13 protein-coding genes are annotated in these 16,619 nt (G+C 23.2%); all 13 read right to left on the reverse strand.

What is annotated here, in order from left to right; genetic code table 11:
- Positions 1–3 precede the first annotated feature (3 nt).
- Positions 4–210: a YgaP family membrane protein gene (locus tag EV215_RS04255; RefSeq protein ID WP_134112756.1), complete on the reverse strand. Its 207-nt coding sequence runs from the start codon at positions 208–210 to the stop codon at positions 4–6.
- 173 nt (positions 211–383) lie between these two features.
- Complete coding sequence (locus EV215_RS10615; protein ID WP_134112757.1) at positions 384–1,940, reverse strand: sensor domain-containing diguanylate cyclase; 1,557 nt, start codon at positions 1,938–1,940, stop codon at positions 384–386.
- A gap of 16 nt (positions 1,941–1,956) precedes the next feature.
- Positions 1,957–3,621, reverse strand: coding sequence for a HEAT repeat domain-containing protein (locus EV215_RS04265; protein WP_134112758.1), 1,665 nt, complete (start codon positions 3,619–3,621; stop codon positions 1,957–1,959).
- Positions 3,622–3,637: 16 nt separating this feature from the next.
- Entirely contained in the window at positions 3,638–5,101 is a 1,464-nt protein-coding gene (dnaX, locus tag EV215_RS04270; protein ID WP_134112759.1) for a DNA polymerase III subunit gamma/tau, read from the reverse strand.
- 12 nt (positions 5,102–5,113) lie between these two features.
- Positions 5,114–6,061, reverse strand: coding sequence for a TonB family protein (locus EV215_RS04275; protein WP_134112760.1), 948 nt, complete (start codon positions 6,059–6,061; stop codon positions 5,114–5,116).
- 9 nt (positions 6,062–6,070) lie between these two features.
- The gene (locus EV215_RS04280; protein ID WP_134112761.1) at positions 6,071–6,514 is read right to left on the reverse strand and encodes an ExbD/TolR family protein; all 444 of its coding nucleotides are present in this window, start codon (positions 6,512–6,514) and stop codon (positions 6,071–6,073) included.
- A gap of 10 nt (positions 6,515–6,524) precedes the next feature.
- Positions 6,525–7,139, reverse strand: a complete 615-nt coding sequence (locus EV215_RS04285; protein WP_134112762.1) for a MotA/TolQ/ExbB proton channel family protein — start codon at positions 7,137–7,139, stop codon at positions 6,525–6,527.
- A 96-nt stretch (positions 7,140–7,235) separates the two neighbouring features.
- Complete coding sequence (locus EV215_RS04290) at positions 7,236–8,915, reverse strand: porin family protein (protein ID WP_134112763.1); 1,680 nt, start codon at positions 8,913–8,915, stop codon at positions 7,236–7,238.
- Between the two features lie 13 nt (positions 8,916–8,928).
- Positions 8,929–11,751 carry a tetratricopeptide repeat protein gene (locus tag EV215_RS04295; protein ID WP_134112764.1) on the reverse strand — a complete coding sequence of 941 codons (2,823 nt, stop codon included), beginning with the start codon at positions 11,749–11,751 and terminating at the stop codon, positions 8,929–8,931.
- A gap of 7 nt (positions 11,752–11,758) precedes the next feature.
- The gene (locus EV215_RS04300; RefSeq protein WP_134112765.1) at positions 11,759–12,310 is read right to left on the reverse strand and encodes a DUF116 domain-containing protein; all 552 of its coding nucleotides are present in this window, start codon (positions 12,308–12,310) and stop codon (positions 11,759–11,761) included.
- A gap of 255 nt (positions 12,311–12,565) precedes the next feature.
- Positions 12,566–13,159, reverse strand: coding sequence for a hypothetical protein (locus tag EV215_RS04305; RefSeq protein ID WP_134112766.1), 594 nt, complete (start codon positions 13,157–13,159; stop codon positions 12,566–12,568).
- A 102-nt stretch (positions 13,160–13,261) separates the two neighbouring features.
- Positions 13,262–15,460 (reverse strand): 1,4-alpha-glucan branching protein GlgB, encoded by a 2,199-nt coding sequence (glgB, locus tag EV215_RS04310; protein WP_134112767.1) that lies wholly within the window; start codon positions 15,458–15,460, stop codon positions 13,262–13,264.
- A gap of 24 nt (positions 15,461–15,484) precedes the next feature.
- Entirely contained in the window at positions 15,485–16,606 is a 1,122-nt protein-coding gene (dnaN, locus tag EV215_RS04315; RefSeq protein ID WP_134112768.1) for a DNA polymerase III subunit beta, read from the reverse strand.
- Positions 16,607–16,619: the final 13 nt, after the last annotated feature.

Consider the following 16,619-nt stretch of genomic DNA (forward strand, 5'->3'; position numbering starts at 1 on the left):
TTTTTACTCCTGATCATCTATTTTACAAGTATTTATACCAAACAATTGATATAATCCACACCATCCTAAAATTCCTGTAACTAATGATATTATTCCTAAAATTAAAGATATCCAAAATAAAATTCCACTAGATATAAATGATATTAATAAAAAAATTACTCCTATTACTATTCTTATTATTCTATCTAATTTACCTTCGTTTTTTTTCATTCTTTCCCCTCCCTTTAGTTATGATTACTAATAATTGTAAAACTCTAATTTCTTTTATTTATTAAAAAAATTTTATTTTTAAAAGTTTCTAAAACTTAATATGAGAACTTCTTATTCAGTTATTTTTTACAATCGCATTTATATATTACAAAATTTTTATAAATTTTACAACCTTATTCAATATCCTTAATATATTTTGTTACCATATTTTTACCATTTCTTTTTGACTTATACAAAGCTGAGTCTACATTACTAACAAATTTATACATATCTATATTCATGCTTTTGTTATATTCACCAACTCCCATACTTATAGTTATTTTGAGTTTTGCACCTTCATATTCTATAATTACATCTTCTACTCCTTTTCGAATTATTTCTGCTATTTCATAAGCTTCTTCTAATTCAGTGTCTGGAAAAAGTACAACAAATTCTTCTCCACCATATCTTGCTGCAATATCTTGTTTTCTTATATATGCTTTTATTGTTTGAGCTAATGTTTTTAATGCTTTATCTCCTGCTACATGTCCATATGTATCATTAAATCTTTTAAAATTATCTACATCTATCAATAAAAGACTTGTTTTTACATGCTTATACATTTCTAATTTTAATTGTCTTTCAAAAAAGATATGATTATATAAATTAGTAAGTCCATCTGTTATAGCAGAATGATACAATTTCGAATTATTTAATGCTGTTGTTATTTGTAATTTTAAGGTGTTATAAAAATCCGTATCTATCTTTTCTTCACTTTCAATTATAGCAGCACCTACAATAAGTTGTTTATTTACAAAAGGTATTAAATATGTATTTTCATTTAATTCTATAATTTTTTCTAATCCTTCTATAATTTCACTATTTTTTAATTCTTTATAATTTTTTATATTTGCACTTGAAAGTATTCTATATTTCAAATTTTCATTAATATAAAAAGTTTTATTATCATTTAAAAATACATAACCATTACTTGAATGTAATTTAAATTCTGATTTATCTTCATCAAAATTAAATATAATAAATTTTTTTGCTTTATAAATTTCGAAAAATATATCTATAACATAATTTATTAATTCATTTAAATCAAGAGTATTATTAAGTAATGTTGAAGCATAATTTAAAACTGTTAAATTAAAATTTGTTTTACTTAATTCTTTATTTTTTTCTTCCATTTGATATGTATATGATGAATTTTCAAGTATTATAGATATTTGTCCTGATACTGTAGTTAAAAACTCTGTATCTACATCTGTATAATCACCTAATGATTTTTCGCCTATAATTATTATAAAATACTCTATTTCTTCGCCTTTTATTAATTTAAAAGAAATAATATATCCTTTATAAAAACTTTCTGTTATCTCTGATAAAAATCCTCTTTGTTTTGCTATATTTATTGATATTACTCTTTGTTTTACTAGTTCTTCTAAAAATTTTTCATTATAATTTAATTTAACATTATTATTTTCTATGTTTATCCCTTTTTTATTTAATATTTCTAGTTTTTTATCTGTTATACTAAATGCAAAAGCTTTTTGAACCAAATTCACTTCAAAAAACATATCACAAATCACATATTTTAATGTATTTAAATCTTTTTCTAAAGCTATAGTTTGAGTAAGTTGATTTAATGCCATTATCTTAAAACTTCTCTCAGAATATTTGTTTTTTAGTTCTTGCAATTCTTCTTCTAGTTTTTTATATTTTTCCTGAATATCATTTTCCACCATGCCCTTATGCTCCCTATTATATTATTTTCATAAATTTTTCTGCTATATTTTTTATATCTTCGTCTTTTAATTTTTCTACTAATAACGCACCATAAAAACTCTTAGCTACATCTTTTGCTGTTTTTGATAATCTTTCATCTATATTATTTACATATTTAATAACTATATCTATTAAGTTATACAATTTCATGTCTTTTACAACCAATAAAACTATTTTTTTTAACATCCACCATTCATCATCAGTTTCTAATATTTTCATAAATAATTTTTCTACACTATTTTTATCATATTTTACAGCATTTACTATTAGTTTTGCTCTTATTTCTCTATCAACTTTTTTATCTATAACAAAATCTTTAAATAATTTAAATGGTATTTGAAATTCTTCTACCATTTTTATAGCTCTTTCCATAATAGGTTTTTCATATCTTCTTTTATTAAGTATTTCTATTAATATTTTTTCTACTCTTTCATCTTTATAATTTAATAAAATATCAATTGTTTCAAATTTTATGTTTTCAATTACATTATTTTCTTTTAAAACATCTTCTAATATTTCATTATAGCCTAATTTAGCTAAAGACTCAATTGCTACTTTCCTTATATCCTGTTTATTACTAGTTATATATTTTTTTATATAAGGAATAGCTTTTTCATTTTTTAGGTTTCCCAATTCAACAATTAAAGTTCTAATTATTCTTTCATCACTTTCTTCTGATAATAGCAATACAAATTGTTTAAATATATTTAAATTTTTAGATTTTCCTAATAACATAATAACAAGTTTTTTTATTAACCACCATTCATTTTCAGTAAAAAGCATTGTTTTTAATTTTTCTAATATCTCTTCTTCTTCTATATTTGTAAATGAAGTCAATGCCTTTGCTCTAATGTCTCTATCACTATTATCTAATAATCTTAATAAAAATTTGTTTTTTTCATTATTTTCTACATTTTCAAGTGATTCTATTAATTTTATTTTATCTTCTTTTTCTTCTAATTTGTCAAATAACTCTTCATATAATTCTCCTGTTCCTTTTATATGAAGGTCTGCTATACTTGAAATTAATATTTTAATAATATTCTTATCTGTAACTTCAGATATTAATTTTTTTAATACTACTAAAGCTTTTTCTGCTGGAATTAGTCCTAGAATATTTAAAAGTTCTATTTCACTCATATTTTCTATATAATCTAAGAAAACCTTAGAATCTTGAATATATAATCTTATTAAATTTTTTATCTCTTTTTCTTTTGAATTATAATATTTTAAAAGTAATTTTATCGCTTCTTCTGTATGAATAATATTTAATGTATCTATTATTTCTAATTTTATATTTATATTTTCATTATCAATAAAATCTTTAAAATATTTCACATATTCTTCTGCTTTTAATTTTTTTATTCCATAAATCAATAATTCTAATATATCTTCATCTTGTATTTTGGATAATGGCAAAAAATTATCTAAAAAACTAGCATCTCCTATTTCTATAAGTGCGTGTATTGCTGATTCTCTTACTGAAAAACTCTCATTTTCATTTTTAGCTATTTTAATTAAACTATCTTTAGCTACTATACTCTTCATTTTCCCTAATTCTGTTATTGCTTTTACTTTTTCATCTTTTGAAACATTTTTACCTAATTTTTCTACATACATAAATTCATAATACTTAGACATAATAATCCCCCTTTGGCTATTTTATTTCACCATCAAAAAACTCTATTAATTTTTCTACAAAATCATCTTTTGTTTTTTCTTTAATATTATTATTCCCTAATAATACGTATTTCACTTTAATTTTTATCTTTAATACTTCTTCTATAGCATTTTCTAATATTGAAGAATACTCATCTCTTATCATCATATCTCTATGATATGCTGATTCTTTAGGAAATGAAATATATATAATATTTTCAGAATACTTATATAATTTAGCAGTAAATAACATTGCTTTTAATGAAATTTTATTTGAATATGCTACATTTAGTATTTCTTTCCATTTTTCATTTATCATTTCAAAAGTAATATTATTATTTATTACTAGTTCTTTTGATATTTCTTTAGTATTCATTTGTAAATTTTTATTTATTGTTGTTTCTTTCATTTCTCTAATTATTTTTATATCAGTTTTATTCTCTGACAATATTTTATAAAATATAATATATCCTAATAACCTTTTATCTTCTTCATTTTTAAATTTATTTAATACATCAAATATTATTTCTATTATTTTTATATATTCACTTATTTCAAATTCTTTATTATCGGACACTAACATGTCTTTTATATAATATGCTAAATCTTTAAAAAATCCTTCTAAATCATATCCTTTATTCCATAATTCATCTAAAAATACTGTCCCTTCTTTAATATTTTTAGATTTTATAATTGTAATAAATTTTTCTATTTTTTCTTTTGGAATAATCCCTAGTATTCTTTCAACTGATTCTAATACTATATTTTCTTCTATGCTACTTGATATAACTTTTTCTAATATAGAGATAGCATCTCTCATACTTCCACTAGATTTTTTATATATTAATTTCAAGCTTTCTATATCTATCTCTTTTTTTTCATTTGCCGCTATCTCTAATAATTTTTCTGATGCTTCACTAAATGATAATGAGGAAAAATCATATCTTTGACATCTAGATATAATTGTATCAAGTATTTTTTCTGGTTCTGTTGTTGCTAGTATAAATATTACATGACTTGGTGGCTCTTCTAATGTTTTTAAAAGTGCATTAAATGCTTCTTTTGTAAGCATATGAACTTCATCTATAATATATATTTTCTTTCTTCCTTTTACTGGTTGATAATTTATTTTTTCTTTTAATGCTCTTATCTCTTCTATCCCTCTATTTGAAGCTGCATCTATCTCTATTAAATCAATAAAATTATTATTATTTATATCTATACAATTCTCACACTCATTACATGGTGTATCTGTTATACCATTTCTTAAACAACTTACTCCTTTTGCTATAAGCCTAGCAGTTGTAGTTTTCCCTACTCCTCTTGGACCAGTAAAAAGATAAGCATGTGCTAACGAATCTCTTTTTAATGAATTTCTTATAGTCTTTATAATATCCTTTTCTCCTGCCACTTCATCAAAATTTGTAGGTCTATATTTTCTGTATAACGTCACATGCTTCATTAAAAAATCCTCCTAAAAATTAAAATCTACTTTTATTTTTACTTTCCCATCTACTAATATTCCATTATCACTTTCTATTGAAATTTTCCAATCTCTAGCTACTTTTTCCACTGCTCTATCTATTTCCGACTCTCCACTTTTTCTTTCTATTCCTTCATAAATAGTTTTTGCTCCTTTTACTGTAAATATAACTGTAACATTTCCATTTAATCCTTTTAATTCAGCTTTTCTAGGATATTTAGGCAATTCATTTCCTTCATACCATATAGCCCTTCCATTTCCTTCTAATACTTGTGAAGTTATATTTTTAGGCATAGCTATCTCTTCTTCTGTCCCATCTAATTCTAAAATATTTTCTGTATCAATAACCCTATCATTTATATCAAATTTAGTTCCTATATTTTTTGTATTTGTATTTATATAATCTACTTCTTTTGCTTTTACATCAAGTTTCAAATCTTCAATCATTTTTACTTTTTCTTGAGTAGATTCTTTTTCTAATACAACAATATCTCTATTTATAGTATCATCTACACTCGTTGTTGGTATTTCTACGTTTATTTTTCTTGTTGTTAAAGCTCCATCTACATTGGTACTTAAAATCTTTATATCATCTATATTTCTTTTACTTTTTCTTTTTACAGATATTACTGGTATTTTTTTTAAGTTCTCCTTACTATTTTCCTTTTTTTTTGGACTTTTTTCAAGTTTTTTTTCTATTTTTGTTATTTTAGGTGGAGCTATTTTCTTTTTTTCTATTATTTTCTTAGGTACAGTACTTTTTTTCTTTGTATCATCTTTTATTGAAATAATCCCAGCTTTTATTGTTTTTATTTCTTGATCTTTTTCTATTTCTTTTTCCCTAAAACCTGGTAAAAAAATTATTCCTAATAAATGAATTACCATAGAAAAAACAAGTACGATATAAAATAAGTTATTATTTGTTTTTTCATAATACATTTTTATCACCTACTTACTATTTTCAGTAGCTATATCTAGTGACAATGCACCTGCATCTTTTGCTTTAGTCATTATATCTACAATAAAACCATGTGACAAAGATTTATCAGCTTTAATTATAATATTTTTATTTTCACTATTAGCTAATTTTTTAGCTAATATTTCTTTAAGATCATCTGTTTTTTTTATATTTACTGTATTTCTTTTTCCATTTTTTTCATTTATTAAAAGTTGTACATTTTCATTTTTATCAGCTAATATTATTATCTCTTTTATTTTAGAAAGTTCTTTTACTGTTGATTTTGGTAATTCTATTTTTATTCCTGTATTTACTTCTATAAAAGTTGTTCCCACCATAAAAAATATTAATAATAAGAAAACAACGTCTATTAATGGAGTTAAATCTATTGTAAGCATTTTTCTATCTCTATCTCTTATTTTTCTTATTTTCATAAATTCACTCCTACTTTCTTAAGATATTTATTACTTCTACTGATACTTTTTCCATTTCATTTATTTTTTGTTCTATTTTTCTATTAAAAAAATTATAAAATATAACAGCTGGTATAGCAACTGTCAATCCTGCAGCTGTCGTTATCAAGGCCTGTGATATACCGTCTGCAAGTACTGCTGGATTCCCTGTCCCAACTTTAGCTATTTCTCTAAATGCTATTATCATTCCTGATACTGTACCCAATAATCCTACAAGTGGCGTTACTGTAGCTGTTACTCCTAATAACCACATATTTTTTTCTAGACTAGGTATTCTATGTAAGGCTATTTCTCTTGCCTTTTCTTCTAGATTTTCTATATTTATTTCATGAGCATACTCTACTTCTTCTAATATTCCTTTTAATACAATGATACTTGAATTATTATATAAAGTACATAACTCTTGAGCTCTTTCTATATCTCTTTTCTCTATATATACCTTTAATTCCTCTTTTATTATATCTGTATTCCCTCTTTCATGTACAAAAAAATATATAAATCTTTCTATTATTACAGCAAATCCTAATATTGATAATGCTGCTATTAAATACATTAATGGTCCACCCGACTTAAATATCTCTAACATTTTTCTCCTTTCTATCCTCTCTTTATTTAATTATAAAAAAAATTATTATTTAAGTTAGTTTGATCTTCAAAAATAATAACTTTTTGTCAATATTTTTTAGTATTGCATCTCAAAATTCAACATAAGTTTTCTTCCGTTTATAGTATACCCTTTCATTTCTTCACTCTTATTATTAAATAAATTATTTATATTAAAACTAATTTTCATCTCTGGTGATAATTTATAATTATATTTAAAGTTTACTAAATTATATGATTTTATTAAATATCTACTTGTGTCCTTAGCATCGGTTGTATAAAACTTACCATAATTTACAAGTGATAACTCATACATATTTTTCCCCATTTCATAACTACCATTTAATTTTATAGTTGATTTTGGTGAATAAGCTATTTTTTCAAGAGTCGATAAATCAAGTATAAATTCTCCTTTATAATTATCCTTTGTATATGTAGCTTTTGAAAGTAGTTCTATCCAATTAATATTTGAACTATAATTATATATCTCTATCGCATTTTCTGTTGCTGATATCGATTTTTCTTGATATACTATTTTATTTTTTGCATTATTTATTTTTAATTTTCCTTCTAAATAAAGAGAATCTTTTATATAATTAATTCCCGTTCCTATGTTAAAGTTTTTTTCTGTTAAAAGTTCTGTTTGATTATTACTTGCATCTACTATTTCTATAATATCATCTGCTATTTTAAAATTATTTACTAAATTTCTATAATTACTATTTTTATTTATATTATTAATAAATGCTGAAACACTAATATTATTTTTTAATGGTTTTGTCCCTTCAAATCCAAAATTCAAGCCTGTTTCACTTTTTTCATGTTGCCTATTTGCTATTTCAAGCCCTGCAGTTGCTTTAAAATCTATATCTTTATATTTATCATATTTAAATCTATCATTTACATCAACATACAACACACCTGTTCCCGACTCATCAAATCTATCTATATAGTATCCTCCTTCAGTTAATAAAATATGATTAAATTGATTACTATTAATAACAGCTTCGTATTCTCCATATAATTTTATAAAATAGTTACTAAAATTTCTTAAAACTTCTGTCGAAGTAGATTCACTTATATACATATTCGTCCCTAAAAATATAGACTCTTTTGCCTCATTTTTTAATTCATATTTTAAATCAAAATCAGTATTACTATATTTTTTATCAGTTCCTGTCCCTACATTTTTAATTCCTTCAAAATCTTGATTTAATAACTCATGAGATATTTTCACATTATATTTATCCATATCCATATCTATACTAAAATAATCAGTACTCTTATCACTATGAGTTCTATATTCTCCAGCAACTTCTCTCTTTAAGTTTATTATATAATTTATATTTTCATATTTACTTGTATAATTAATTCCATAATTAAATGCATCTAATTTTTTATAACCTCCTATTCCCATATAAAAAATATTACTATCTTTTTTAGTATTTGATAAATTTTTTACATTTTCAATTATATCATCAATATTTATTTCGTTTAAATCATCATTTACATTTAATGCCGTTTCTTTTGTTTCAGCTGTTAAATTTTCAATATCTACTTTTGTATCTATATTTAAATTTTTCAATTCTATATCTTTTATATCTATATCCTTTATACCATCTTTTAAATCTCTACCAACATTATAAACTTTTTTTAATTCTCCTTTTACCTCGGTTGATATATCATACTCATTATCTTTTGTTTCATTTGCAAATATAATACTACTTATCAATAAATATAATAATATTTTTTTATTCAAAATTCTTTCCTCCTTAATTAAAATATTCTTTATATTTAGAAGCATTTTCTTTGTTTAATTTTTTAAGCTCTATATAGTAGTTCTTTGCTACATTTAATTTTTTATTATTAATATAATAAACCATCAATTTTTCTACAACATATGGATAATCACTTCCATGTTTATATTTGTCATAATATTCTTTAAAGCTTAAAAGTGCTTTATTAAATTTACCATCTAACTCATAAAGTTCACCTAATTTAATCAATACTATATCTTGCAAGTTACTTTCTGTATAAATTAATTTTATTTTTAAAAATGCTGATATTGCCTTTAAATAATTATTTTCTAATTCATAAGATTCTCCTATTTTAAATAAGGCTTTATCTTTGTATTCACTTATTTCAAATGACAATACTTTTTCATAATATTCTCTTGCTTTTTCATAGTCATTATCATTAAAATAATAGTTTCCTATATAATAATTTGCAATATCTCCGTATTTTTTATCTTTTGTTATTTTTAAATATTCTTCAAATGCTTTTTTAGGTTGTTTTGCTTTATCATAAATAAATCCTTTATATAAAGTTTTGTAATTTTTATCTTTTAATAAATTATTCCATTTTAATGCATTTTGTATATCATTTTCAGCATAGTACAATTCCATTATTTTTTTAGCTGTTGTTTCTTTTTTTATTAAATCTGTTGTTTTTGAATATATCTCTTTATATTCTTTTATTGCAAGTTTATTTTCATTTTGTTTTAAATATATATTTGCTTTAATATAAGAAATATCATTTAAATATTCACTTTTTTTATAATTATCCTCAAACTCTTTTATTTTATTTAATGCTACATCAAAATTATTATTTATATATTCTATATTTATTAACCAATATTTAGAATTTTCTATATTTTTTTCATTTTTTGAATTCTTTATAACTTTTTCATAATATATTTTAGCATTTTTATAATTTTTTTCATTATAATATGTCTCTGCTATCATATAAGTAGCTAAGTCTTTATAATCATTATTTTTTTCTAATTCTTTATATATATTTCTAGCATTTTCATATTGATTCAATCTAAAATACGCAAGTGCTTTATTTTGCATAATAGTATTATAATCAAGTTTATATTGATTTTTTTCATATTCTTGTGCATACTTTATAACTTTTTCAAATTGCTTTGTTAATAAATATACTTCAACTAATTTTACATTTGCTCTTTCTTTTTCTTTTACAGAAGTTTCTTCCGATTTTATTAAAGATAAAAAAGCTTTTTCAGCTTCTTTAAAATTACTTAAACCTAAATTTGCTATTCCTCTTAAATATATATTCTCATCATCTATTTCTTCTTTATCTAAATAAATTAATAATTCTTTGTATTTTCCTCGTTTTAATAATACTGTGATTAAATTTTCTAAAATTACGCTATCATCTTGAATTTTTAAAAATTCTTTATAAACTTTTTCTCCTTTTTCTAATTCATTATTTTTTATATATATATTCCCTATTGTCAAGTATATTTCTTTTCTATACTTTCTATCATTAGAAAAATTTGAATTGTATTCATTATATAAATTTTCAAGTTCATCTAAATTTTCTAAACTAGAATTTATTAATACTAATTTATATAAATCTTCTAAATTTTTACTTTTTGTATAAATTTTATTATAATATTTTTTTGCTAAATTAAATTCTTTCAATACATAAGCAGATTCAGCTAAAAATATATCTAAATAATTTTCATACTTTACATTTCCATTACTGTCATATCCTTCTAATAATGTTAGTACTTCTTTATATTTTTTATCATTATATAATAGATATGCTGTATAGTATAAATATTCATAATGATATTTTGTATCTTTTAATTTTTTTAAACTTTCAATAGTTTCATTTTTTTTATTCTCATTAAGCAATACTAATGAATATTTTAATCTTATATCTTCATTTTCATTTTTTTCTAATACAAATCTATAGTATTTTTCTGCTTCAGCATATTCTTTTATATCATATTTATAATCAGCTAACAGTATATTAGCTAGCATTTCATATTTTGTACCTTTTAATTTTAATGCATAGTTTTCAAACTCTTTATAATCTTTTAACTCACGGTATATAAGCATTAAATCTCTAAGCGTCTCATTATAATAAACACTATTTTTATATTCATTTTCTATTTTCACATAATAATCAATAGCAGACATAACATCTTCTAATTCTTTATAAGATACTCCTAGCATGTAATAAGCTCTAGCTATATTATCTTTATCATTTTTTTCTAAACTAATGTACTCTTCTAAATAAACTGTTGCTTTTATATACTCTCCTTTATTATATGAAATTACTCCTAAGTTTAATAACCCCTGTTTTTTATTTTCTCCTTGTAATGATATCAATGATTTAAAATAAATTTCTGCTTCGTCTACTTTACCCTTTTTATATAAATATTGTGCTAAATTATATGTACTTATTTCTCTATATTTACTGTCTCTAGATATTTTTTTTAGTACTACTTTCGCATCTTCTTCTCTATCTTCATTAATATATATAACACTTAAATAATAATATGCTTTATCAGAAAATTCAGAATTTAAAATTTTTTTATAATTTTTTTCTGCATTTTCATAATCTTTTGTAATATAATAAGTGTTTCCTAGCATATATACTGCAGTTGAATAATATTTTGAATTTGGATATTTTAAAATAAAATTTTCTAATTCCATTAATGTTATTTCGTATTCTTTATTTTGATATAACTTTTGTATATATTTCATATCATCTAAATCAGATGATAAACTTTGAATATATAAAGAACTAAATAAAATTAATAATAATAATTTTTTCTTCATATAGCTATTACTCCTTTTCACTTATAGTTTTTATTACAGTTTCAATTTCTTCAACATTTACATTAGTATTTATGCAAGGCCCATTTTCTCTTGTATTAAATATTCCATAAACAAGAAGTGGAATTGAATCATAAATACCTGATATTAAATCTCTTTCACAAGCTACAGCTATTACTAATTTTGGTCTATGCTTTTTTAAGAATATTCTCGCTAAAGTTCCACCTGTAGCTACTTTTACACTAATACCATATTTTTTCTTTAATTTAATGATTTTATCTATTACACACTTTCCACACTCTTTACAATTTTCTATATCACTAGTTATTTTAAATGTACACTCATATGCTTGCAAACAATGTGGCAATAATAATGCTATTTCATTGCTTTTTATTTTTTTATTCTTAATTATTTTCATTACCCTTTTATTATTAAATTGAATAAATTTTTCTGATATATTAGAATTTGTATAATCCTCTTTTCTAATTTTTATGAAAATTAATATAATTATATAATATAAAGAATACAGTATTTTAATTAGAATAATATTAATTTTTTTCATTTTTATCACCCACTTTATTTTTTACACTAGTTTTATTCTACCATAATTAAACTCAATATTCTAGAGTTTAAAAAGAGAATTTTTTATTTTTAAAAAATATTATAAAGAATATTTATATAGTTGTGAAAAATAAGTTCAAATTACTAAATTATTAAATTATTTAATAGAAAAACTTATAAATTAAGTTTAAAAGAAATATTAAAAAACTATACAAAACAAAAATATGGCCGTGAAAAAAATTTCACGGCCATATTTTTAAAAAAAGAAAAATTTAATTCCAAATTTTAAATTTAAAGTTTTTAACGAAAGATAAGTTAACGCTGCTGCTGTCGTTATATCATATTTAGATTCTGAATAACTCGCTTCTAACATTATATCATAATATTCTATCCCCATTCCTATTTCATAAAAACTTACTCCTTTTAGAGTTACACTTCCTCCAGTTACACTATTTGTTACTAAAACCGGCCTTCCAACTGTTCCATAAAAATAAGGAATTATATTCAAATCCTCACCCTGGTCATTATACCCATATACATTTAATTTAAATGTACCATATGGACTAACATCTAATATTTTTAAGTCTTCTCCTAACGAGGACACTGTATTAGATATTCTAAATAAACTTGTTTTAGCACCTAATAAAAATTCTGTTGGCCCTCCTGTAGGAATAGAAAGTTCTGTATCAAATGCTAACTTTGATAAACTATCCGCTTTTTGAATAGCTGATGTTCCTGCAGTATCTACTGCAACATTTTGCATTATCGGATATCCCGCTTTAATGTTTATGTTTATTTTTGCAAAACTTATGCTTCCAATTAATAAAAAAAGTATTAATATTTTTTTCATTATTTTCACCTACTTTCTTAATATTCCTATATATTTATCGTCATTTTTTCTTTTTTTTTAATATCTATATAAAAAAAGCAGACTTGTAGCCTGCTTATAAAATTATTTTTTTAATTTAAAATAAACTCCTGCCAAAGGAGGAATATTTATTCTTATTGAATCATTTCTTCCGTGTATAGGAATTGGTTCTGAATAAACTCCACCTAAATTTCCAACATTTGATCCATAAAATATTTCTGAATCACTATTTAATATTTCTTCGTAATATCCTGATTCAGGAACTCCTATTCTATAATCATTTTGAACTGCTGGCGTAAAATTAAACGCACATATAATTTTTTCTCCGTCTTTAGATTTTCTAACAAATGAAATTATACAATTATCTGAGTCATTAAAATCTATCCATTCAAATCCTTCATAACTAAAATCTATTTCCCATAATGCTTTGTTTTCTTTATATACTTTATTTAATGTTTTTACAAATTCTAATAATTTTTTATGAGGTTCATATTGTAATAAATGCCAGTCTATACTTTGATTACAGTTCCATTCATTCCATTGACCAAATTCACTTCCCATAAAGAAAAGCTTTTTCCCTGGATGTGCATATGCATAAGAATAAAATAATCTCATATTTGCAAATTTTTGCCAATCATCACCAGGCATTTTATTAATTAAGCTTCCTTTTCCATGTACTACCTCATCATGAGATATAACTAATTTAAAGTTTTCAGAAAATGCATATATTAATGAAAAAGTTAAATCTCCTTGATGATATTTTCTATATATAGGATCTTTAGATATATATTCAAGCGAATCATTCATCCATCCCATATTCCACTTTAATGAAAATCCAAGTCCACCTAAATATGTAGGCTTTGTTACTGCTGGAAATGAAGTAGATTCTTCTGCTATTGTAAGTATCCCTGGATGATACTGATGTGTTATTGAATTAAAGTATTTCAAAAATTCAATTGCCTCTAAATTTTCTCTTCCACCAAATTGATTTGGTATCCATTCTCCATCTTTTCTAGAATAATCTAGATATAACATAGAAGCAACAGCATCTACCCTTAATCCATCTATATGATATTTATCCATCCAAAATAAAGCATTTGAAATCAAAAAGTTTTTAACTTCATTTCTTCCATAATTAAATATATATGTGCCCCAATCCATATGTTCACCTTGTTTAGGATCTTCATGTTCATATAATGCCGAACCATCAAATCTCCCTAATCCATGAGCATCTTTAGGAAAATGTCCTGGAACCCAGTCCATAATAACTCCTATTCCATTTTGATGCATAAGATCTACAAAATACATAAATTCATGTGGTTCTCCAAATCTACTAGTAACCGCATAATATCCTGTTACTTGATATCCCCATGATTCATCTAATGGATGTTCTGCTACTGGCATTACTTCTATATGTGTATAATTATTCTCTTTAACATATTCCATTATTTGATGTGCCAAGTCTTTATAATCTAAGAATTCATTTTCATTTTTTCTTTTCCAAGAGCCTAAATGCAATTCATATACTGATACTGGTCTTTCTAACCAATTAATTTTTGGCCTCTCATTCATCCATTTTTCATCTTTCCATTCGTGTTTATTTTCAATATCATAAACAATAGAAGCTGTTGATGGTCTTTTTTCTCCTTTAAACGCATATGGATCTGATTTTAAATTAATTGCTCCTGATTTTGTTTTCACTTCAAATTTATATATATCATTTTCACATACTTCAGGAATAAATATTTCCCATACTCCTGTGGCACCAAGAATTCTCATTGTATGAACTCTTCCATCCCAATTATTAAAATTCCCTACTACACTTACTCTTTGTGCTTCAGGTGCCCATACAGCAAATTGAGTTCCTTTCACTCCTTCATGAGTAATTACATGTGCTCCTAATTTTTCATATATTTTATGGTGATTTCCTTCATTAAATAAATATAAATCATAATCAGTAAGAACTGGTAAAAAAGAATAAGGATCTCTTGTTCTAAATGTATTTCCACTAAAATACTCATATTCTATCTCATATTTAAAAACTTTTTTTGAATCAAATACTTCTTCAAATAATCCTCTTTCATCTATTTTAGTAAGATATCTATCTTCTATATCAGAATAAAATCTCACTTTTTTTGCTTCTGGATTAAATACTCTTACAACAACTTGCTCTTCATTTAATTTATGCATTCCTAAAAATAAAAATGGATCTGCAAGTGATGCATTTACTATCCTTTCTATCTCTTCTTGTAATAATATTATATTTGTTTTACTTGACTGCATTTTCCTTCCCCCTTCATGTCGCCTTTAATCTCTTAATGCTAAAGGCATTGCTATATATATACTTTTTGGATTACTCACACTTTTTATTGTTACTGCACTTTTAGAATCGTATAATTTTATTTCTGTTTTTTCGTTTTTATCTAAAAATTGAAGATAATCTAATAAAAATTTTACATTAAGAGATATCAATAAATCTTCTCCTACTTTATTTATATCTACTTCATCAATAATTTTTGCTATATCTGATACTCCTTTTACAATCAATTTATTATCTTTAAATTTAAATATAGCACTATTTTTATTTTCATTATTATTTTTTACAAATACACTTACTCTTTTTAAAAGTGCTATAAATTTTTCTGTATCTACTAACACTTCTTTATTAGAATTAATATTTCTCAATATATTCCCATAATCTGGAAATGCTAAATCAACAAGCCGAGTTTGAAACACTTCTTTTTCAAACTTAAACGCTATTTGATTTTCATTTATTAAAATTTTAACAAAATCATCTGCTACTGATTTTAAAGTCTTAATAAGAGCTTCAACACTTAAAAGGGGTATACTTATTTTATATGATTCACCATATGCTTCGTCCAAATCATCTTCTAAATAAAGTAATCTATATGTATCTGAAGACACAAATTTTATTTTTCCTTCTTCAAATTCTAATCTAACACAATTAATTGCTGGATTTTCATTTGATGTCGCTGCAGCAATTTTAGATTTTTCAAACATTTCTTCTAATAACATCTTCGATACTTCGTACTCTTTTCCTTCTTTAAATTCTTTTAATTTTGGATATTCTGTTACATCAAAAAGAGAAAATTCTGATGATGAATCTTCTGTCTCAATAATTAATATATTATTTTCAACATATAAATTTATTTCTTCATCATTTATTTCTCTTAAATATTCATCTATTAAACTAGGTGAAAAAACTATTGCACCTTCTTCAAATATTTTACCAAACATAAAAGCACTAATTGTCATTTCCAAATTAGTTCCTTTTAAATATATTTTATTATTTATTGCTTCTAAATAAACTCCCGATAAAACCGGTCTTATTTTATTTTCGCTTACTGCTTTTTCTACTATTTTTAGTGCTTTTATAAATTTATTTCTATTTACAGTAATATTTAGCATTATTTCCTCCTAA

The organism is Hypnocyclicus thermotrophus (assembly GCF_004365575.1).
GTDB classification, from domain to species: domain Bacteria; phylum Fusobacteriota; class Fusobacteriia; order Fusobacteriales; family Fusobacteriaceae; genus Hypnocyclicus; species Hypnocyclicus thermotrophus.